Raw genomic sequence first — 20,730 nt, forward strand, 5'->3', positions numbered from 1 at the left:
GAGCTGCTCCCCGTGGTGGTGACGTGGAACCGGGGGCGGCTCGCGCCGCTCGCCGGGGCGCCCCTGGAGGACGCGCGCGTCACCGTGGTGGAGCTCGACGTGGGCAAGCACATGGCCCGTCAGTCCGGCGCGTATGACGCCATCCTGCTGGACGTGGACAACGGCCCCACCGCCCTCACCCACCCCGACAACCACGGCCTCTACGGGCGCGTGGGGCTGGCCCACGCCGTCCAGGCGCTGCGGCCGGGAGGCGTCCTGGGCGTGTGGAGCGCCGGGCCCTCCCCCGCCTTCGAGCGCCGCATGGAGCAGGCGGGCTTCACCGTCCAGGTGCTGCACCCGGCGGCCCATGGCACCCAGGGGACGCGGCATACCCTGTTCATGGGCAAGCGGAGGCCCCAGGGACGGCGTTAGGAGGGGCCTCATGATTCCTTTCTCCGTCCTCGACCTCTCGCCCGTCACGCAGGGCTCCACCGCGGCAGACGCGCTCCGGAACACGCTCGACCTGGCGCGGCACGCGGAGGACTGGGGCTTCAAGCGCTTCTGGCTGGCCGAGCACCACAACATGACGGGCATCGCCAGCGCGGCGACGTCCGTGGTCATCGGCTACGTGGCCGGGGGGACGAAGCACATCCGGGTGGGCTCGGGCGGCGTCATGCTGCCCAACCACGCGCCGCTGGTCATCGCGGAGCAGTTCGGCACGCTGGAGACGCTCTATCCGGGGCGCATCGACCTGGGGCTCGGCCGGGCGCCGGGCACGGACATGCTGACGGCGCGGGCCCTGCGGCGGGACCTGGCGGCGAGCGCGGACACGTTCCCCCAGGACGTCGTGGAGCTGAAGTCCTTCTTCGAGCCCACCGAGCCGGGCCAGCTCATCCAGGCGGTGCCGGGCGCGGGCCTGCGGGTGCCCATCTGGCTGCTCGGCTCCAGCCTGTTCAGCGCGCAGCTCGCGGCGATGCTGGGCCTGCCGTTCGCCTTCGCCTCCCACTTCGCGCCGGATGCCCTGCTGCAGGCCCTGGACATCTACCGGGAGCGCTTCAAGCCGTCCGAGTCGCTCCAGCGGCCGTATGCCATGGCGTGTGTGAATGTCTTCGCGGCGGAGACGGACAAGGAGGCGCAGCGCCTCTTCACCTCCGTGCAGCAGCAGTTCGTCCGCCTGCGCCGCGGCACACCCGGTCAGCTCCCGCCTCCGGTGGATGACATCGACGCGGTGGCCTCTCCGGTGGACCGCGCGAGCGCGGACCATGCGCTGAAGTACTCCGTCATCGGCGCGCCCGACACCGTTGAGCAGGGCCTGGCGGCGTTCATCCGCCTCACGCGAGTCGATGAGCTGATGGTGACGGGAATGGTCTACGACCCCGCCGCGCGGCTGCGCTCCTTCGAGCTGACGGCGCAGGCGCACGCGCGGCTCGCAGCGGCGGAGTGAGCCCGCCGCTCGGGCTTGTAACGGCGCTGGGTACAGCCAACGCCCGTTTGTAACGAGCCGCGCTACACCTCGACGCGCGCCGCCCCTCTGACACCGAGTGCGGGCACGCCGCGTCCGCAGTGGCGTGAACGGTGCATTGCGGCGGGGGTGCAACACCCCATCCACAACGCACCGAGGTAGGACATCATGGAGATGAAGATGACGAGCCGCCTGCTGGCAGTCGCGATGCTGAGCGTCGCAGCCGGATGTCAGGGGGACGAGGCACAGGACTCCGCGAGCATGGCCGCCGCCGAGTCCAACGCGCAGAGCGGCTGTGTGACGCGCTTCGACGGCGTCACCCACTGCCCGACGGGCGCGGCGGAGCTGAAGGCGACGGAGTCGGGCATCAGCGTCTCCGGGCTGGAGAACGTGAAGTCGGACGGCGTGGCCAGCCGCTTCCAGCGGGCGTCGTCGTGGTCGCAGACGACGGGCATCAACTTCGGCGGCAACCGCGGGGGCCTGCACCTGGCCGCGCGCTCCGGGGACCAGGTGGTCAGCACCCTGCAGGTCAGCGCGGGCCGCGAGCCGGGCTCGGTGCAGGTGACGCCGAACTTCACCGGCGCGCCGGGCGGCTCGAACTACCGGATGAACGTCTACCGTGACGGCCAGCTGCAGGGTTCGACGACGAACCCCGCCGCGCAGATGATCATCTTCTACAACTGGTGGGACTTCATCCGTTACCTCGTCGCGCACGCGGACTTCTTCCAGATTGACATCATCATCTGGAAGAACGGCGTGGCGCAGATGGCGGAGCCGTCCAACGTGGGCGCCTGCGGGTGGCGGCTGCGCGCGGATGACCGCGAATTCAAGGTCCAGCTCGCGGACGGCACCACCGTCAGCGGTGACGAGGTGGAGTTCATCGAGGAGATTGAGAACGGCCACTACCCGTACAACCTCTTCACGGGGATTGACGTGAACGCCGCCGCCAAGGAGTTCACCATCCTCGGCGAGACGATTGTCGCGGGCAGCAAGTAGGCTGCCTTGCCCGTGCCACGCACGGGCAGCTCCCCGGGCAGGGAAGCCGTCCTGCCCGGGACCCCTCATGCAGTCCGTTCCATCCCGGGCCTTCTGGAGTCTCTTCGATGAAAGGGCGGCTGTTCCTCCTGGGCATCTGTGTCGGAGTCCTCGTGCTCATCGCCCTGTGGGCGAACACGAACCGACTGCCACCGCCGCTCGAGCTGGGGGAGCTCGCGGCCAGACTGGAGCCAGGGGAGGAGCTGTCCGGCGGAGCGACCACCGTGCCGGACCCGGGACGGAACGCCTTCGGGCGCTCGCCCATGAACCTGGCGCGCGCCCGCTGGCCCGGGTTCCACGCCGGCAAGCGCATCTTCGACCGCGACTGGACGGACGTGGAGGGGCCCGTCCTGGTGGGGCCGCTGTTCAACGCCGCCTCCTGCATGACGTGCCACGTGAAGGACGGACGCGGCCAGCCGCCCTCGTCCCCGAAGGAGACGCCCGTCTCGCTGGCGTTCCAGCTCACGGGACCGGAGGGCCACGGGGCCCATCCCCGCTACGGCGTCCAGCTCGACGTGCGGCACCTGGCGGGGACGGCCGCGGAGGGCACCGTCGAGGTCCGCTATGACGAGGTGTCCGGCAGGTTCTCCTCGGGGGAGTCCTACGCGCTGCTCCGTCCGCGCTACACCTTCGCCGGGCTGACGAAGGGAGCGCTCGAGGCCGGGGTCCGCTTCTCGCCTCGCGTCGCGCCGGTGAACTTCGGGCTGGGGCTCCTGGAGGCGGTGCCCGAAGCGGCGCTGCTGGCCCACGAGGACCCGGACGACCGGAACCAGGACGGCATCTCCGGCCGGGCGAACCGGGTGATGGACGTGGAGGAGGGCCAGACGCGGCTGGGCCGCTTCGGGTGGAAGGCCAATCAGCCCACGCTCCGTCAGCAGGTCGCGCACGCGCTGGCAGCGGACATGGGGTTGACCACGACGCTGTATCCCCGTGCGCAAGGATACGACACGCGGGACGCCGCCGACGCGCCCGAGGTGAGCCCCGAGGACCTGGACTCCCTCCTCTTCTATGCGCGGCTGGTGGCCCCTCCGAAGCGGCGTGACTGGAGCGCGCCCGCCACGCTCCGCGGCAAGGCGGTGTTCGAGGCCATCGGGTGCGGCGGCTGCCATCTGGCCACGCCCTTCGAGACGGCGGAGGTGCCCGGCTTCCCGGAGCTGTCGCACCAGAAAATCTACCCGTACACGGACCTGCTGCTGCACGACCTGGGCGAAGGGCTGGCGGATGGGCGTCCGGACGGGCTCGCCTCCGGTACCGAGTGGCGCACGCCGCCGCTGTGGGGCATCGGGTTGGTGAAGGTCGTGAATGGCCACACCCGCTTCCTGCACGACGGGCGCGCGCGCAACCTGGAAGAGGCCGTGCTGTGGCATGGCGGCGAGGCCGCGCCCGCCCAGGAGCGCTACACGCGCCTGCCGCTCGTGGACCGGCAGGCGCTGCTCACGTTCCTCGAATCGCTCTGAGCGGCCCCACCGCGCCTCGCGTCAGGAGGCCGCGACACCGGAGGCGTCACCGTCCCCGGCCAGGCGTCGCAGGGGCTGGGCCTTTCCATACGTGAGCGAGCGCCACAGCCACTCCGCGGGACCGAAGCGGAAGCGCGCCAGCCACAGGTGGCTGAGCACCATCTGCGCCGCGAAGACGACGCAGCAGATGACCACGATGCGCGACGGGGGCAGCTTGCCGATGAAGCCCAGGCCCCAGCCGTCATAAATCCAGATGCTCACCGCGGACTGCATCAGGTAGTTCGTCAGCGCCATGCGGCCCACCGGCGTCAGGACGCCCAGCCAGCGGCGCCAGCGCTCCCGCTGGAAGAGCAGCGCGAAGGCCGCCACGTAGGCCGCGCCCATGGCGATGTAGCCCGGCTCCTGGAGGCTGTTGAGGAGCATCATCCAGGGCCCCTGCGGGTCCCACTCCAGCACGCCGGCCTTGCGCAGGCGGTACAGCACCAGCCCGCTGCCATTGATGACCAGGCCCACGGCCAGGCCCCATCCCAGAATCCGGCGCAGCAGCGCGCGGTGACGCTCCACGTCCTGCAACAGGAGCAGACGCCCCGCCAGCAGCCCCAGCAGGAAGCGGCCCAGGATGAGGCTCATCCAGAGCACGCGCCGGAAGCCGCCGCCCATGTTCTCCAGGAAGAAGCGCGCGTTGCCCGCCTGCGCCGTCCAGAACGACTCGCTCGACAGCGCCAGCAGGGTGTCGGCCTTCAAGGCCAGGTCCCTGGCCCGGCTGGCCTTCGCCGCCTCGGCCGCGGCCTCCGCGCCGTGCAGCAGGATGGGCGTGTAGCGAATGGCGGCGGGGACCAGGAACGGCATCACCGTGACAAGCCCCAGCGCCCAGAACAGCACCGTGCGGTGGGCGCGGGCCCGGAAGGCCAGCAGCAGGAAGCCCACCATCGCGTAGGTGTGGAGGATGTCGCCCGTCCACAACAACAGCGCGTGCGCCAGGCCGATGCCGAAGAGCACCAGCAGCCGCCGGCTGAAGAGCGGCACGGCGGAGACGCCCCGAACCTCCGCGCGGGCGAGCTGGATGGAGAAGCCCAGGCCGAAGAGGAACGAGAAGATGGTGACGAACTTCTGCGTCACGAAGAGCTGATAGACGGAGCCGACCACCTGCTCCAGCAGCGGGACGTACAGCGCGGACGCGGCCTCCGGGGGCATGAAGGCCCGACCACTCAGCCACATGAGGCTGTTGGACACGAAGACGCCCCACAGCGCGAAGCCGCGCAGGGCGTCCAGCAGGACGACTCGCTCGGAGGCATCCACCGGACGCGCCCCGGGCAGGGCGGCCTCCGCGGGAGAACCAGATTCGGACATGCGTGAAGCAGACGCGCTCTGCCTCCTCGCCGTCAATCCCACACATCCATGGACGGCGGGACCCGCGGGCCTGTCCCCTCCCGGCACGTCAGGTGTGCTGTAGTGGCCCCCGTGAAGACCTCTCACCTGCTCCCCCTGCTGCTCATCTCACTGGCCGCGCCCGGTGGCCTCGCGCTCGCCGCGGAGACACCGCCCGTGCTGGGTGGGCTCGACGCGCTCTACCCCTCCCTGGACGCGCTCTACCGCGACCTGCACCAGACGCCGGAGCTGTCCAACCAGGAAGCCAGGACGGCGGCGAAGCTGGCCGAGCGCCTGCGCAAGCTCGGCTTCGAGGTGACACCCAAGGTGGGCGGGCACGGCATCGTGGCCCTGCTGCGCAACGGACAGGGGCCCACGGTGATGCTGCGCGCGGACCTGGACGCGCTGCCCGTCCAGGAGAAGACGGGCCTGCCCTACGCGAGCAAGCAGACGGTGAAGGACGCCGCGGGCACGACGACCTCCGTGATGCACGCGTGTGGCCATGACGTGCACATGACGTCATTGCTGGGGACGGCCACGCTGCTGGCCCGCGCGAAGGACCGGTGGCGAGGCACGCTGATGCTGGTGGGCCAGCCCGCGGAAGAAGTGGGCGCGGGCGCTCGGCGGATGCTCCAGGACGGCCTCTTCAAGCGCTTCCCCAAGCCGGACTTCGCGGTGGCGCTCCACGTCAACACCGCCGCGGCGGGCACGGTGGAGTTCACCCCCGGCTATGCCATGGCCAGCGTGGACTCCGTTGAAGTCACCCTGCATGGCAAGGGAGGCCACGGCGCCTATCCCCACACCACCGTGGACCCGGTGGTGATGGCGGCGCGCGTCGTGCTGTCGCTCCAGACGCTCGTCAGCCGCGAGAAGAACCCGCTGGAGCCCGCGGTGGTGACGGTCGGCGCCATCCACGGCGGCACCAAGCACAACATCATCCCCGATGACGTGAAGCTCCACCTCACCGTGCGCTCGTACAAGCCCGAGGTCCGCAAGGCCCTGCTGGACGGCATCGAGCGCATCGCCAAGGCGGAGGCCATGGCCTCCGGCGCGCCCCGGCCGCCCGAGGTCACCATCACCGAGGGCACGCCCTCCACCTTCAACGACCCCGCCCTCACGCGGCGGCTGGTGGGCGCGGTGTCCCGCGTCCTGGGCGAGCAGAACCTCCAGGAGGCGCCGCCCGTCATGGGCGGCGAGGACTTCTCCGAATATGGGCGAGCAGGCGTTCCCGCCGTGATGCTCTGGCTCGGCTCCACCGAGCCGCGGCGATACGCCCAGGCGAAGGCCGCGGGGACGGCGCTGCCGTCGATGCACTCGCCGCTCTTCGCGCCGGACCGCGAGCGCACGCTGCGCACGGGCGTCACCACGTTGACCACCGCCGCCCTGGAGTTGTTCGACAAACCCTGAAGGCCAGGAAGCGCGCGGCGCCTTGCACCCGGGCCGCCCCCTGCTCGGCGGCGGAGCGCGCGAGACGCCCGCGCTGATTTGACTCGGGGGAATACGAAACCGTAGACAGGCCTCCTCTCGCATCGCGACAGGATGTCCTCCTTGCTCAATCGCAACCATTCCCTGCGAGCCCTGCTGGGGGCTTCGCTGTGGTGGCTCGTCTCCGGCTGCCAGTCCGAGGCCTTCGTCAGTCACGAAGGCACCGTCCGCAGCGGCACCTCCGTCCCGCTGAGCCTCCAGGTCGCCTTCGGGCCCGGGGAGACCTCCGCACGCACCGGACAGCTGGTGGCCTGCCTCGCCCTGCCTCAGGGCTGGCAAGCGCCGGGCGGCAGCTACACCCACGCCGACTCGGCGGCCACCGCCGCGCGACCCGGCGGCCCGGAGCTCTCCGCCGAGGCCCAGGCCGCCTGGCCGGTCGACGGCGCCACCTGGCACTGCCTGGTGTCGGAAGACGTGACCACGACGAACCAGGAGGTCCAAGCAGCCGCGCAGCTCACGCTCCCCGTGCCCGCGGTAGCCCAGGGGACCTACCGGGTGCGGTACCAGAGCGGGTTCCGCGATGTCACGCCTCCGGAGGAAGGGGAGCAGGCTCCGCCCTACCAGCCCACGGACTTCTCGGGACGGCTGGAGCGCCCGCTCCACGTCAACGTGGCCCCCGCCACCACCTTTGATGATTGGCAAGCGGGCGTCGCCACCGGCATCGAGGTGACACCGTCCGTGACGCATGCCTGGCACGGCAATGGGACGTTCCTGGCGGCGGCCACGGGCAACACGGAGCTGCTGCGCTCCCCGGACGGGCGCCAGTGGACGGGCTTCGTTCCCGTGTCAGAGGGGACCACGTCGCCCCTCCCGCTGGAGCGGCTGGTCTACTCCCAGCGCAAGTGGTTCGGCCTGTCGAACGGGCGCATCGTCGTCTCGTCCGACAACGCGTTTACCTGGGCTCCCGCCTACCAGGACCCGGCGCCCGAGGGCGAAGCAGAAGGCCGGCGCTTCCTGGAGCTCGCGCTCAGCGGAAACCGGATGGTCGCGGTGGGCACCGCGGGCCTCATCGCCAGCTCCACGGACGGCGTGAGCTGGACCGATGAGAGCATCGACCGCGCCTATGACGTCGTGACGCTGGTGCCTGGCCAGGGCAGCTTCCTCGCCGTGGCCCACCCGATGGCGGGCGCGCCCTCCGAGCTCCCCGTCCTCGCGCGGCCCCAGGCCGCTGGCGGCGCCTGGGAGGTGTTCCAGCCCGCCACGCTGTCCGGGCTCACCATTGCCCAGCTCACTGCTGGCAACGGCCGATTCCTCGCCTTCGTTCAGCCCCACCAGACGCCTTCGCCGGACCTGGCGCCCCAGGCGGAGGAGCCGAGGTTCGGCTTCTTCCTCTCCGAGGACCTCGGGAGCACCTGGACGTACGTGGAGGACCTCTATTACCCCGTCAACGCGCCGTCGTTCACTCCGCTGGTGGCGTTCGTGGACCTGAGCTTCGTCGTCAGCTGGACGTCCGTCGACCCGCAGAGCGTGCAGGAGCTGCCCTCGTTCGAGCTGCAGGTGTCGGCGGATGGCAAGGAGTGGACGGCGCACCCGACGGGCGCGGGCGGCAACTATGCGTCCACGGCCTTCGCCACGGGGGAGACGTCGGTGGTCGCGGTGAGCCAGCGCCGCCTGCTGGTGGCCACGCGCCGCCCCTGGCCGCTGCCCGAACTCCTCACGGAGACGCTGCCCCCCTTCCGGCTGGGCACGGCCGCCAACGTGGCGCTGAGCACGCGCGGCTCGGGCGGCCTGACGTTCGAGCTGGAGGGCACGCTGCCCTCGGGCCTGACCTTCACGCCCGCGACGGGCACCTTCACCGGCACGCCCGCGCAGTCGGGCAGCACCGCCGTCACCGTCCGGGTCCGCGACGCGCGCGGCGGTGTGGCGGCGCGCACGTACAGCGTGGACGTGGTCAGCACGCTGAGCATCTCCAGCGACGCGCTCGCGTCCGCGACCCAGGGCACCGCGTATGAGGCGCGCTTCACCGTCCAGGGCGGCCGGGCGCCGTATACGTGGAGCCTGGGCGGCGGCACCGTGCCCGGCGGCCTGACGCTTCAGCAGCGCGACGGAGCCTACGTGCTGAGCGGGATTCCGACCGCCAGCGGCACCTTCCCGCTGACGGTGCGGGTGACGGACTCGGCGAACCAGACGGTGGAGCGGAGCGTGTCGCTGCAGGTCGCGCCCACGCCGCCTCCGACGGAGGACAAGGGCGACGCGCCCAGCGGCTGTGGTTGCAGCGGCGGCGGCGCGGGCGTCCAGGCCCTGGGGCTGGCGGCGCTGGCGCTGCTGGGCCGGGCCCGCCGCAAGCGCTGAGCCCGACGCACCCTCATGACAACCCGGCCCGCGTGGACGCGCGGGCCGTCAGTTGCCCAGCCGCGTCAGCAGCCACTCCCGGACGTAGACCCAGTCACGCTTCACGGTGACGGGGGACACGCCCAGCACCGCGGCGGTGTCCAGCAGGTCCAGGCCCACGAAGTAGCGCAGCTCCAGCATGCGCGCGAGCCGCGGCTGGAACGTGTCCAGCTCCGAGAGCGCCCGGTCCAGCTCCAGCACCTCCATGCTCAAGCCCGCTGGGACATCCGCTTCCACGTCCCCCAGGCTCACCCGCTCCAGCCGGGCCTCGCGGACCTGCGCCCGGCGCAGCCGCGCCCGGTCCACCATCACCCGCCGCATGGCCTGCGCCGCGGCGCTGAAGAAGTGACGCCGCGCCTCCAGCGGGGCCCCCGCGCTGAACAGCCGCAGCCAGGCCTCCTTCACCAACCCGGCGGGTTGCAGTGACGGCGTCGAGGCCCCATCGGACATGGCCCGCTGAGCCATGTCCCCCAGCTCCTGGTAGGCCGCCGCCATCAACGCATCCCGCGCGCCCTGCTCGCCCTTGCGCGCGTGGTCCAGTAGCTCTGTCAGCTCCGACATGCCCACATTCACCTCCAGGCCAGACGGGTCCGCCGCCCCCACAGAAACTACGCTCTCAACGGGAAAACTTGGAAAACTGGGGCAGATACCCTCCACGGCGCAACGATTCCCCTGACCGGAGGGGTTGGGAGACGACAGAGGCCTACAGCGTGAGGCGTTCACCCGCTGACGTCGGGCCGTGGCGCGCCCCTCACGGCCCCAGCGACAGCAGCCGCTCCACCGCCGCGCGGACGTCGCGCAGCAGCGCCGGGTCCGTCACCGCGACGAAGATGGTGTCATCCCCCGCCACCGTCCCCGCGAGCCCCGGCAGCTCCCGCTCCTTGTCCAACGCCAGCGCGAGCACCGGCGCGAACCCCGGCGACGTCCGAATCACCAGCAGGTTGGGCGGCGCCTCCAGGATGGTGACGCGGGGCCGCTCCGGCATCACCGCGGGCGGGGCCGGCGCGCGCTGGTAGCGCCCACCCACCTTCAACACGCCCAGCTTCTTCAGCCGCCGCGACAGCGTCGACTGGCTCGGCGCCTGGCCTTCCGCCTCCAGGAGCTGCTGCAGCACGGCCTGATCGCCGATCTCCCGCTCGGTGATGAGCCGCAGGATGGCCTCGTCCAGATTCATTCCCACCAACATGCATCCCTGTGAATATTCATGCAAGAACATGCATGTGCTTGTTGCGAATAATACGCTTGCGCGGCGCGTCTTTCTGCATAATATCCGCCGCCTTTTCGCGGCAATGCACGCATTTTCACGCATATTCATCAGGAATATGCAGGCAGCCGCTGCCGGGGAGGACAGGCCCATGAAGCACGTCACGCACATCAAGGATCTGGGGCCCGAGGGCGTGGAGGCGGTGCTCGCGCAGGCGGCGGCGTGGAAGCAGAAGGGCCCGGAGCACGCGCTCTTCGCCAACACGCTGCTGGGGATGGTGTTCTTCAACCCGTCGCTGCGCACGCGCACCTCGTTCGAGGCCGTCATGCTGCGCGGCGGTGGCAACGCCATCATCCTGGACGTGGGCGCGGGCGTCTGGAAGCTGGAGCACCGCGAAGGCGCGGTGATGAACGCGGACCGGGCCGAGCACCTCAAGGAGGCCGCGCCCGTCCTGTCGCGCTTCGTGGACGTGCTGGGCGTGCGCACCTTCTCCCAGGGGGGCGGTGACGAGGAGGACGAGCTGGACCCCGTCATCAACGCGTTCCGCCAGTGGTCCACCGTGCCGGTGGTGAGCATGGAGTCCGCGCGCGAGCACCCCTGCCAGGGCCTGGCGGACCTGCTGACGCTGCGCGAGACGTTCGGCGGCACGAAGAAGCTGCCGGTGACGCTGACGTGGGCGCCGCACATCAAGCCGCTGCCCAAGGCCGTGCCCAACTCCTTCCTGCTGAGCGCGGCGGCGGCGGGCTGTGAGATTCGCGTGGCCCACCCTCCTGGGTTCGACCTGCACCCGGCCGTCCGCGCCGAGGCGGAGGCGTACGCCAGGGCCACCGGCGGCAGCATCACCTACACGCACGACCAGGACGAGGCCCTGGCTGGCAGCCGCGCCGTCTACGCCAAGTCGTGGGGCCCCACGGCCGCGGCGGCGTTTTCGCCCAACGACGTCAACGCGCTGCTCGCGTCCTACTCCGGTTGGATGCCCACCCGCCTGACGATGTCGCGCGCGCAGAAGGACGCGGCCTTCCTCCACTGCCTGCCCGTGCGCCGGAACGTGGAGGTGGCCGATGAGGTCCTGGACCATCCGAGCAGCCGCGTCGTGGACGAGGCCGGCAACCGCTACCACGTCCAGCGGGCGCTGCTGCACTGGATGCGTTCGCGCTGAGCGGTCCCTCCGCATACTTCCCTTCCTGACTTCGAGGTCTCACGTGCCCCTTTCGCCCGACCCCTATTCCGCGCTTCGCAACGCGGCGAAGTACGTGCAGCAGTTCCGCCGCAAGACGTTCGTGGTGAAGCTCGGCGGCGCCATGCTGAGCGACCCGCGCCTGCGCCGCGCCGCCTGCGAGCAGATTGCCCTGCTGTGGACCTTCTCCATCCGCCCCGTCGTGGTGCACGGCGGCGGACCGGAGCTGGACGCGCTGTGTGACGCACTCCACCTGCCGGTGGAGAAGGTGGCCGGCCGCCGCGTCACCTCCGCGCCCGTGCTGGACGCGGCGAAGATGGTGCTCGCGGGCAAGCTGCACACGGACCTGCTGGCGGACCTCCAGGCGGCGGGCGTGCCCGCGGTGGGCCTGAGCGGCGTGGACGCGGGCCTCATCAAGGCGCGCAAGCGCCCGCCCGTCATGGTGACGGAGGCCGGGGCCACCGAGGGCAAGCTGGTGGACTACGGCCTGGTGGGCGACATCGAGCAGGTGGACACCCGCGTGGTGGAGCACCTGCGCTCGGCCGACTACGTGCCCGTCATCGCGCCCCTCTCGGGCGGCGCGGACGGCGCCGTGTACAACACCAACGCGGACACCGTGGCCGCGGCGCTGGCGGTGGCGCTGTCCGCCGAGAAGCTCTTCTTCCTGGTCCAGGTGCCGGGCCTGCTGAGGAACGTGAACGACCCGTCGTCGCTCGTCACGCTGGCCAACCTCACGGACCTGGGCACCATGGAGCGCACCGGCGCCATCGCGGGCGGCATGAAGCCCAAGGCGCACGCCATCCGCCACGCGCTCGTGGGCGGCGTGGGCAGCGTGCACCTGGTCAGCGGCGTGCAGCCCAACGCGCTGCTGGAGGAGGTCTTCACCAACGAGGGCAGCGGCACCATGGTCGTGCGTGAGAACGCGCAGAAGCCCGCGGGGTCGGTGGGATGACGGCGGCGGAGCTGCTCCAGGCGCTGGTGGCCATCCCCAGCGTGTCGGGTGACGAGGGCCGCATCGCGGACACCGTGTCCGGGTGGGCGGAGGGCTGGGGCGCGCGCGTCCAGCGGCAGGGCCACAACGTGTGGTTCTCCGTGGGGAGCGGGCCGCGCCGGCTGCTCGTCAACTCGCACCTGGACACGGTGAAGCCGTGCGCCGGGTGGACGTACGAGCCCCACGCGCCCGTGTGGCGCGAGGACCGCCTGTACGGCCTGGGCAGCAACGACGCCAAGGGCTGCGTGACGGGGATGCTGCTCGCCGCGAAGACGCTGCTCGCCGAAGGCGCGCCCACGGGCGCTGAGGTCGTGTTCGCGTTCACCGCGGAGGAAGAGACGGGAGGCCAGGGACTGGGGACGCTGCTGCCAAGGCTGGGCCCGCTGGACGCCGCCATCGTCGGCGAGCCCACCAGCCTCAAGCCCTGCACCGCCCAGCGCGGCATGCTGCTGCTGCGCTGCACCGCGCACGGCAAGAGCGCGCACGTCGCGCACGCGCACGCCACGAAGGCCGTCAACGCCATCCACCTGGCGGCCACCGACATCGCGGTGCTGGCCGAGCTGCGCTTTCCGCCCCACCCGCTCCTGGGCGAGGCCCGGGCGCAGGTGACGCAGGTGTCGGGGGGCCTGGCGCGCAACCAGGTGCCCGACGTGTGCGAGTTCTTCGTGGACCTGCGCACCACGCCGGGCATGGAGCACGCGCTGGTGGCCCGGCAGGTGGCGGGCGCGCTGAGGAGCGAGGTGAAGGTCCATTCGGAGCGCTACCTGCCGAAGGCGACGGCGGCGGAGCAGCCCATCGTCCGCGCGGCGGTGGCCGCGGCGGGCGCGCAGCCGGTGGGCTCCAGCACGGCGTCGGACTGGGCCTTCTTGGGGGATGTCCCCGCGGTGAAGGTGGGCCCTGGCGACACGCTGCGCAGCCACCTGGCGGACGAGTTCATCACCCGGGCGGAGCTGGACGCCGGCGCCGCCTTCTACACGCAACTGGTTCGGGGTTACTTCGAGGAGGTGGCGCGTGGCTGACACGCTGTGGGGCAAGGGCCTTCCCCTGGACGCGGCCATCCACCGCTTCACGGTGGGCAATGATCCGGTGGTGGACCTGGCGCTGGCGCCACATGACGCGCTCGGCTCGGCCGCGCACGCGCGGATGCTGGCGCGCGTGGGCCTGCTGAAGGACGCGGAGGCCCAGGCCCTGGTGACGGCGCTCAAGGCGCTGCACGACGAGGCCCGCGCGGGCGCGTTCGTCATCCGCCCCGAGCAGGAGGACGGCCACACCGCCCTGGAGGCGGCGCTGGTGGAGCGCGTGGGCGAGCCGGGCAAGCGCATCCACCTGGGGCGCTCTCGCAATGACCAGGTGCAGCTGGCCCTGCGCCTGCTGCTGCGCGAGGAGGTGCTCACGCTGGGCGCGCGGGCGGCGGAGCTGGCGGGGGCCTTCCTGGACTTCGCGCAGGCGCACCAGGGCGTGGCGCTGCCGGGCTACACGCACCTGCGCCGCGCCATGCCGTCCACCTTCGGCCTGTGGGGCATGGCCTTCGCGGAGGGGTTGCTGGAGGAGCTGGAGGCCCTGCGCGGCGTGTGGGCTCGGCTGGACCGCTGCCCGCTGGGCGCGGCGGCGGGCTTCGGCGTGCCGCTGCCCATCGACCGGGAGTACGTGGCCGCGCTGCTCGGTTTCTCGCGCGTGCAGCGCAGCCCCATCGACGTGCAGAACGGACGCGGCCGTCATGAGTCCGCGGTGCTGGGCTGGGCCTGCTCGGTGGCGGGCACGCTGGAGAAGTGGCTGTGGGACGTGCAGCTCTACAGCATGGACGAGTTCGGCTTCCTCGGGCTGCCGGACGCGTACACCACGGGCTCGTCCATCATGCCGCAGAAGAAGAACCCGGACGTCGTGGAGCTGGCCCGGGGCCGCTGCCGCGAGCTGCGCGGGCTGGCGCATCAGGTGGAGGCCGTCGCGGGCGGACTGCCCTCCAGCTACCACCGCGACTTCCAGTTGCTGAAGTCCCCCACCCTGACGGCGCTGGGCTCCACGAAGGCGCTGCTGGACGTGCTCACCCGGCTGGTGCCGGCGCTCCAGGTGAAGGCGGACGCGGCGGCGCGCGCCAGCGACGACACGCTGTACGCGGCGCACCACGCCTATGCGCTGGTGGCCCAGGGACAGGCCTTCCGTGACGCCTACAAGCAGGTGGGCCGCGAGCTGGTGGAAGGAACGTTCCATCCAGACCGCGGCGCCCTGACGGCCACCCACCTGGGTGGCGCCGGCAACCTGGGCCTGCCCCAGGCCCGGGAAGAGCTGGCCGCCTCGCGCGCCTGGCTCGATGAGACGCACCGCTCGGTGGCCGACGCCGCCGGGCGCGTCTGGACGGTTTGAACGGCATCCCCGTGAGGAGCGAATCATGAGCAACAAGAAGAACGTGGTGCTGGCCTTCTCCGGCGGACTCGATACCGCTTTCTGCGCCGTCTACCTGCGCGAGCAGGGCTACGACGTCACCACCGTCACGGTGGACACCGGCGGCTTCCCGCCCGAGCAGCTGGAGCGCATCGCCGCGCTGGCCAGGCAGCTGGGCGCGGTGGAGCACGTGACGGTGGACGCGCGCGAGACGCTCTTCCAGGGCTACCTGCGCTACCTCATCGCGGGCAACGTGCTGCGCGGCCAGGTCTACCCCCTGAGCGTGTCCGCGGAGCGGGCCTGCCAGGCGGTGGAGGTGGTCCGCGTGGCGCGCGAGAAGGGCACCCAGGCGCTGGCGCACGGCAGCACGGGCGCGGGCAATGACCAGGTGCGCTTCGACGTGGCCTTCCGCTCGCTGGCGCCGGAGCTGGAGCTGCTCACGCCCATCCGCACGCTGGCCCTGAGCCGGCAGCAGGAGCTGTCCTACCTGGCCGAGCGCGGCGTCCACCTGCCGCCGAAGCTGGGCGCCTACTCCGTCAACGAGGGCATGTGGGGCACCTCCGTGGGCGGCAGCGAGACGCTGGACTCCTGGAAGGCGCTGCCCGAGGCGGCCTTCCCCGGCGGCGAGCTGCCCCAGGACTTGAAGCCCCGTCCCCTCACGGTGTCCTTCGAGAAGGGCGTCCCGGTGGCGCTGGACGGCGAGAAGCTGGGCCCCGTGAAGCTGGTGGAGGCGCTCAACGCGCTGGGGCGCACCTACGGCATCGGCCGGGGCGTGCACCTGGGTGACACGATTCTGGGCATCAAGGGCCGCGTGGGCTTCGAGGCGCCGGCGGCGCACCTGCTCGTCACCGCGCACCGCGAGCTGGAGAAGCTGGTGCTCTCCGGCAAGCAGCTCTTCTGGAAGGAGTCGATGGGCAACCTCTACGGCTCGCTGCTGCACGAGGGCCACTTCTTCGACCCGCTGGTGAAGGACCTGGAGGCGTTCCTCACCTCGTCGCAGGAGCGCGTGACGGGCGAAGTGCGGCTGGTGCTGCACCCGCGCACGCAGGTGGTGGAGGGCGTGCGTTCGCCGCACTCGCTGATGGATGCGAAGGTGGCGACGTACGGAGAGGCCAACGTGTTGTGGAACGGCTCGGAAGCGGCGGGCTTCGCCAAGCTGTACGGCGTCGCGCAGATGCTCTCGCATCGGGCGAAGTGAGGGTGCCATGAAGGTTTTCGTCGACAAGGTGGGCAGTGTCACCCGCAACCTCGGCCTGGGCAGGACGGTCCACCTCGCGTCCGAGGTGAAGGCCGAGGAGGGCGCGGTGGTGGCCGTGCGCATCCACGGAGAGAAGAGCTCGTACAACCAGCTCGAGGACGTGCACGGGCGCCTGGTGACGCTGCACGCCGGGGACATCGTCGTGGGCGCGCTGGGCCACCGCAACGCGCTGCACGGCTACGAGGGCGTGGTGCCCACGTCCGTCACCGTGGGCGAGCGGCTGCACGTGCTCAACATGGGCGGCGTCATCGGCAAGTGCACGTCGCACAACCACGGCGTGGGCCTGCCCTTCGAGGCGGAGGTGCTGGGCCAGGTGCTGGAGTTCCCGGAGCTGATGTCGCGCACCGGGCAGCCGGCGCACGTGTCCTCCGGCGCGCTGAAGGGCACGACGGCGCCGGTGAAGTGCCCCGTCGTCTACGTGGTGGGCACCTGCATGAACGCGGGCAAGACGTTCGCCGCGGCGGCCATGGTCCGCAAGCTGGCGCAGGCGGGCTTCCGCGTGGGCGGCGCCAAGCTGACGGGGGTGTCGCTGATGCGCGACACGCTGAGCATGCAGGACTCCGGCGCGGACGTGGTGATGGACTTCACGGACGCGGGCATCGTCTGCACGGGCCCCCGCACGGGCGCGCGCGTGGCGCGGGTGCTCTTCTCCGAGCTGGCGGCGGAGAACGTGGACGTCATCGTCGCGGAGACGGGCGACGGCATCATGGGTGAGTACGGCGTGCAGGGCATCCTCGCGGACCCGGAGCTCAAGAGCCTGGCGGGCGCGTGGGTACTGTGCGCCAACGACCCGGTGGGCGCGTCCGGCGGCGTGCGCCACATGCGCGAGACGTACGGCATTGAAGTGGACGTGGTGGCCGGGCCGGCCACGGACAACGCCGTGGGCGTGCGCTTCGTGGAGCAGGTGGTGGGCATCCCCGCCCGCAACGCCCGCGCGGACGCGGCGGCGCTGGGCGGACTCATCCTGGAAAAGCTCGCCCCCAAGCTGGGCGCGGGGAGGAAGTCATGACGCAGGTCAACATCTACATCCTGGGCGCCTCCGGCTTCGGCGGCGGCGAGCTCTTGCGCATCCTCTCCGGCCACCCGGCGGTGGGCAGCATCCGCGCGGTGTCGCGGCACCACGCCGGCGAGCCCATCCACAAGGTCCACCCGCACCTGCGCGGGCTGGTGGAGGGCCGCTTCGAGGGCGAGCCCGACTGGAAGTGGCTGGCGGACTGCCAGCAGCCCGTCGTCTTCAGCGCGCTGGGCCACGGCGACCTGGCCCGGCAGTTCGCGGGCCTGGAGAAGCAGTGGGCGGAGGTCGGCATCGCCGAGCGCCTGCTGCTGGTGGACCTGTCCTCCGACTTCCGCCTGGACCACCCGGGCCGCTACGCGGGCGCCTACGGCCGGCCCCACCCGTCCCCCGAGCTGCTGGGCACCTTCACCTACGGCCTCACCGAGTGGAAGCGCGACGCGGTGAAGACGGCGAAGCGCATCGCCAACCCGGGCTGCTTCGCCACGGCGGTGCAGCTGGCGCTCCTGCCCATCGCCTCCACGCCGGGCCTGGGGCTGCTCGCGGTGTCCGGCGTCACGGGCTCGTCCGGCTCCGGCTCGCTGCCCGGTGAGGGCACGCACCACCCGACGCGCGCGCACGACTTCCGCGCGTACAAGCCGCTGGAGCACCAGCACGAGGCGGAGGTGGAGGTCATGCTGGTGGCCCACGGCGCCCAGCGGCACCGGCTGGCCTTCGTGCCGCACTCGGCGCCCATGGTGCGCGGCATCTTCGCCACCGTGCAGTTCGAGTGGCCGGAGCACGGCGGCGCGGTGGTGACGGCGTCGCTGATGGAGAAGTACCGCCGCTACTACGAGGGCTCGAAGTTCGTGCGCATCGTCGAGGGCACGCCGCGCGTCGCCGCGGTGGCCGGCAGCAACTTCTGCGACATCGCGGTGGCCACCAAGGGCCGCTCGGTGGCCGTCATGGCGGCGCTCGACAACCTGGTGAAGGGCATGGCTGGCCAGGCGGTGCAGAACTTCAACGTCGCGCTGGGGCTGCCGGAAGACACGGCGTTGCGCCAGGCCGCCTGCTATCCGTAGGCCGCGCGTCCCCCGGGCCTGGGCGCACGCGCCCGGGCTCGCCGCTCGCGAGGGGCACCTCCTTCGCGAGCAGCTCCCGCATCAGCTTGCGTCCCAGGACGAGCCCCAGCAGCAGGCTCACCCCCATGCCGGTGGCGGACACGGCCGTCATCCACGTCTTCCCCTGCCCCAGCGAGCTGCCGAAGAGCGCCATCAGCAGCGTCCCGGGGAGGGTGCCCACCACGGCGCCCAGCGCCAGGGGGACGTAGCGGGCGCCTGACGCGGACGCCGTCGCCAGCATCACATCCGCCGGAATCACCGAGTTGACGCAGGCCAGGAAGCCCAGCTGGAAGCCGTGCTCGCGCGCCGCGCGCTGGAACAGCGGGTGCTTGTCCCCCGCCAGCCGCCGCATGGGCTTGCGGCCCAGCCCGCGCGCCAGGGCGTGGATGAGGCCCGTGGCCAGCAGCGTCCCGGCGAGCGCATAGGCCGTGCCCGCGGCCATGCCGAAGAGGATGCCGCCCACCGCCGTGAAGAGCTGTCCGGGCAGCAGCGTCACCGGGCGCACCGCGAGGAGCAGGATGAAGGCCAGGGGCGCCAGCGCGCCCAGGGGCCGCAGCCAGCCTGACAGCGTCTGTTGATTCAGATACTGCGGCCCCAACAGCCGCAGCCCCACGAGCAGGCCAACGGAGACGCAGAGCGGCCCGATGAGCTTGAGACCCGCGCTCAGCCGTCCTCCCTTGGAGCGGGGGTGCCTGGACATGGCTCAAAGCTGGGAAGCGTCACGTGGGAAGGCAAGAGCAGCCAGGCGAGGGCTGATGCCTTGCATTCCGCCTCACCCTGGCGATTTGCGATGCCTTTCGTGCGAGCAATCGCAATGTCGAGCGCGGCTTCAGCTCAGCGCGACTGCGCTATGGTCCGGCGCTTCGATTCAAACGGGTAAGGGACGATGCACTTCGAGTTGGCCTTCGTACTGGTTTTCGCCGTCGCGACCGCCGTGGCCATCGCCGCGCGGTACTTCAAGTTCCCCTATACGGTGGCGCTCGTCGTCGCGGGTGTGCTGTTGGGTGCCTTCAAGGCGTTCGAGCCACCGCACCTCACGAAGGACCTGCTCTTCGCCATCATCCTTCCGGGGCTGCTCTTCGAAGCGGCCTTCCACGTCGAGTTCCGGAAGTTCTGGAAGAACAAGCTGGCCATCCACGCCATGGCCATCCCCGGGCTCGTCGCCGCGGCCGGCCTCACGGCCTTCTTCCTCACCCGGGTGGTGGAGGGGCTGCACTTCGTGCAGGGCTTCGGGATGCTGTCCGCGCTGGTGTTCGCCTCCGTCATCGTGTCCACGGACCCCATCGCGGTGGTCGCGCTCTTCAAGTCCCTGGGCGCGCCCAAGCGGCTGCTGCTCCTGGTGGAAGGTGAGAGCCTGCTGAACGACGGCGCGGCGGTCGTGCTCTTCACGCTCATCGTGGCGACGGCCACCGGCAGCCAGTTCACGGTGGGGAGCGCCCTGTTCAACTTCATCAAGGTCTTCGGCATGGGCGTGCTGGTGGGCAGCGCGGTGGGCTACGCCGTCTCCCAGGTCATCAAGCGCGTGGACGACGCGATGGTGGAAATCACCCTCACCGTCATCGCGGCCTACGGCTCGTTCGTGGTGGCCGAGCACTTCCACTACTCGGGGGTGATTGCCACGGTGGTGGCCGGCATGCTGTGCGGCAACTGGGCGTCGCACCAGGGCATGAGCCCCGCCACCCGCATCGCGGTGGCCAGCTTCTGGGAGTACCTGGCCTTCGCGCTCAACTCCGTGGTGTTCCTCCTCATCGGCCTGGAGGTGAACCTCGGCTCGCTGCTGGCCTCGTGGAAGCCCATCCTCGTGGCCTACGTGGTGGTGCTGGTGGCCCGGGCGCTGGTCGTCTACGGCGTCTCCGCGCTGCTACGCTTCACCTCGGAGCGAATTCCGTGGGCCTGGAGCGCGGTGCTCACCTGGAGCGGCCTGCGCGGCGCCATCTCCATGGTGCTGGTGCTCGGCCTCCCCTCCGACTTCGCGCACCGCGAGCTGCTGGTGAACATGACGTTCGGCGTGGTGGTGCTCTCCATCGTCTTCCAGGGCCTCACCATGGCGCCGCTGCTGCGCAAGCTGCGCATCACCGGCCTCCGGGACGAGTTCCAGGAGCAGTACGAGCTGGCCCGAGGCCGCCTGGGCACCATCCACGCGGCGCTGGCCGCGCTGGAGGGCATGCGCCGCAGCCGGGAGATTCCAGGAGACGTCGCGGCGAGACTGGAGAAGGACTACCAGGAGAAGGAGTCCATCGCGGAGAAGGAGCTGGCCGCGCTCAAGCAGCAGTCGACGCGCTTCCACGAAGAGGAGCACCAGGAGGCCATCCGCCGCGTCCTGATGGTGGAGAAGGCCTCGCTGCTCAAGGCCTACCAGTCCGCCACCATTGGCAAGGAGGCCTTCGAGCGGCTGACCGCGGAGCTGGATGACCGCATCGCCGCCGCGGACGCCGCCGAGAGCCACGTCCCGGCGGACGAGGGGGCGCCCGCGAGCGCCGAGAGCGCCTGAT

General features: G+C 71.3%; 17 protein-coding genes and 1 pseudogene. 14 read left to right on the forward strand and 4 right to left on the reverse strand.

Translation table 11 applies throughout. The features are described 5' to 3' along the window. From G4D87_RS05440 to G4D87_RS05455, 4 genes and pseudogenes are all read left to right on the forward strand, one after another. Nucleotides 1-411: pseudogene (locus G4D87_RS05440) on the forward strand (hypothetical protein); the annotation flags it as partial. Between the two features lie 10 nt (nucleotides 412-421). Next, on the forward strand, nucleotides 422-1,423 hold the full coding sequence (locus tag G4D87_RS05445) for an LLM class flavin-dependent oxidoreductase (protein ID WP_163779654.1): 1,002 nt from the start codon (nucleotides 422-424) through the stop codon (nucleotides 1,421-1,423). 186 nt (nucleotides 1,424-1,609) lie between these two features. After that, a complete protein-coding gene (locus tag G4D87_RS05450) occupies nucleotides 1,610-2,437 on the forward strand; it encodes a hypothetical protein (RefSeq protein WP_163779656.1) in 828 nt (275 codons plus the stop codon). 107 nt (nucleotides 2,438-2,544) lie between these two features. Further along, on the forward strand, nucleotides 2,545-3,933 hold the full coding sequence (locus G4D87_RS05455) for a di-heme oxidoreductase family protein (RefSeq protein ID WP_163779658.1): 1,389 nt from the start codon (nucleotides 2,545-2,547) through the stop codon (nucleotides 3,931-3,933). Nucleotides 3,934-3,954: 21 nt separating this feature from the next. Here the strand turns inward: G4D87_RS05455 and G4D87_RS05460 are convergent, their stop codons facing one another. Next, nucleotides 3,955-5,283, reverse strand: a complete 1,329-nt coding sequence (locus G4D87_RS05460) for a DUF418 domain-containing protein (protein WP_163779659.1) — start codon at nucleotides 5,281-5,283, stop codon at nucleotides 3,955-3,957. Nucleotides 5,284-5,394: 111 nt separating this feature from the next. Between G4D87_RS05460 and G4D87_RS05465 the strand changes: the two genes are divergently transcribed. Together G4D87_RS05465 and G4D87_RS05470 are read left to right on the forward strand one after the other, a co-directional pair. Next, nucleotides 5,395-6,708 (forward strand): amidohydrolase, encoded by a 1,314-nt coding sequence (locus tag G4D87_RS05465; protein ID WP_163779661.1) that lies wholly within the window; start codon nucleotides 5,395-5,397, stop codon nucleotides 6,706-6,708. A 132-nt stretch (nucleotides 6,709-6,840) separates the two neighbouring features. Beyond that, entirely contained in the window at nucleotides 6,841-9,078 is a 2,238-nt protein-coding gene (locus G4D87_RS05470; RefSeq protein WP_163779663.1) for an Ig domain-containing protein, read from the forward strand. 48 nt (nucleotides 9,079-9,126) lie between these two features. Here G4D87_RS05470 and G4D87_RS05475 read toward each other — a convergent pair whose 3' ends face one another. Next, complete coding sequence (locus tag G4D87_RS05475) at nucleotides 9,127-9,678, reverse strand: sigma-70 family RNA polymerase sigma factor (protein ID WP_163779665.1); 552 nt, start codon at nucleotides 9,676-9,678, stop codon at nucleotides 9,127-9,129. A 190-nt stretch (nucleotides 9,679-9,868) separates the two neighbouring features. Continuing rightward, nucleotides 9,869-10,303, reverse strand: coding sequence for an arginine repressor (locus tag G4D87_RS05480; protein ID WP_163779667.1), 435 nt, complete (start codon nucleotides 10,301-10,303; stop codon nucleotides 9,869-9,871). Between the two features lie 169 nt (nucleotides 10,304-10,472). On the opposite strand from G4D87_RS05480, the gene G4D87_RS05485 reads away from it, so the two are divergent. Genes G4D87_RS05485 through argC form a run of 7 tightly spaced genes read left to right on the forward strand, consistent with a single transcriptional unit; the run spans nucleotide 10,473 to nucleotide 18,199 of the window. After that, nucleotides 10,473-11,480 carry an N-acetylornithine carbamoyltransferase gene (locus G4D87_RS05485; protein ID WP_163779669.1) on the forward strand — a complete coding sequence of 336 codons (1,008 nt, stop codon included), beginning with the start codon at nucleotides 10,473-10,475 and terminating at the stop codon, nucleotides 11,478-11,480. A 43-nt stretch (nucleotides 11,481-11,523) separates the two neighbouring features. Further along, nucleotides 11,524-12,450, forward strand: a complete 927-nt coding sequence (gene argB, locus G4D87_RS05490; protein ID WP_163779686.1) for an acetylglutamate kinase — start codon at nucleotides 11,524-11,526, stop codon at nucleotides 12,448-12,450. Beyond that, on the forward strand, nucleotides 12,447-13,508 hold the full coding sequence (locus tag G4D87_RS05495; RefSeq protein WP_163779689.1) for a M20/M25/M40 family metallo-hydrolase: 1,062 nt from the start codon (nucleotides 12,447-12,449) through the stop codon (nucleotides 13,506-13,508). Before argB ends, G4D87_RS05495 begins: the two co-directional genes overlap by 4 nt. Further along, the gene (gene argH / locus G4D87_RS05500) at nucleotides 13,501-14,850 is read left to right on the forward strand and encodes an argininosuccinate lyase (RefSeq protein WP_163779690.1); all 1,350 of its coding nucleotides are present in this window, start codon (nucleotides 13,501-13,503) and stop codon (nucleotides 14,848-14,850) included. Before G4D87_RS05495 ends, argH begins: the two co-directional genes overlap by 8 nt. 25 nt (nucleotides 14,851-14,875) lie before the next feature. After that, on the forward strand, nucleotides 14,876-16,066 hold the full coding sequence (gene argG, locus G4D87_RS05505; protein WP_163779692.1) for an argininosuccinate synthase: 1,191 nt from the start codon (nucleotides 14,876-14,878) through the stop codon (nucleotides 16,064-16,066). A 7-nt stretch (nucleotides 16,067-16,073) separates the two neighbouring features. Next, complete coding sequence (locus tag G4D87_RS05510) at nucleotides 16,074-17,135, forward strand: hypothetical protein (protein WP_163779694.1); 1,062 nt, start codon at nucleotides 16,074-16,076, stop codon at nucleotides 17,133-17,135. After that, complete coding sequence (gene argC, locus G4D87_RS05515; RefSeq protein WP_163779696.1) at nucleotides 17,132-18,199, forward strand: N-acetyl-gamma-glutamyl-phosphate reductase; 1,068 nt, start codon at nucleotides 17,132-17,134, stop codon at nucleotides 18,197-18,199. Before G4D87_RS05510 ends, argC begins: the two co-directional genes overlap by 4 nt. Here argC and G4D87_RS05520 read toward each other — a convergent pair. Next, entirely contained in the window at nucleotides 18,138-18,938 is an 801-nt protein-coding gene (locus tag G4D87_RS05520) for a TVP38/TMEM64 family protein (protein WP_163779698.1), read from the reverse strand. The genes argC and G4D87_RS05520 overlap by 62 nt on opposite strands. Nucleotides 18,939-19,124: 186 nt before the next feature. Here G4D87_RS05520 and G4D87_RS05525 point away from each other — a divergent pair, with 186 nt between their 5' ends. Beyond that, nucleotides 19,125-20,729, forward strand: a complete 1,605-nt coding sequence (locus G4D87_RS05525; protein ID WP_163779699.1) for a Na+/H+ antiporter — start codon at nucleotides 19,125-19,127, stop codon at nucleotides 20,727-20,729. The last annotated feature ends 1 nt before the right edge of the window (nucleotide 20,730 follow it).

Source organism: Myxococcus vastator, from assembly GCF_010894475.1.
GTDB classification, from domain to species: Bacteria; Myxococcota; Myxococcia; order Myxococcales; family Myxococcaceae; genus Myxococcus; species Myxococcus vastator.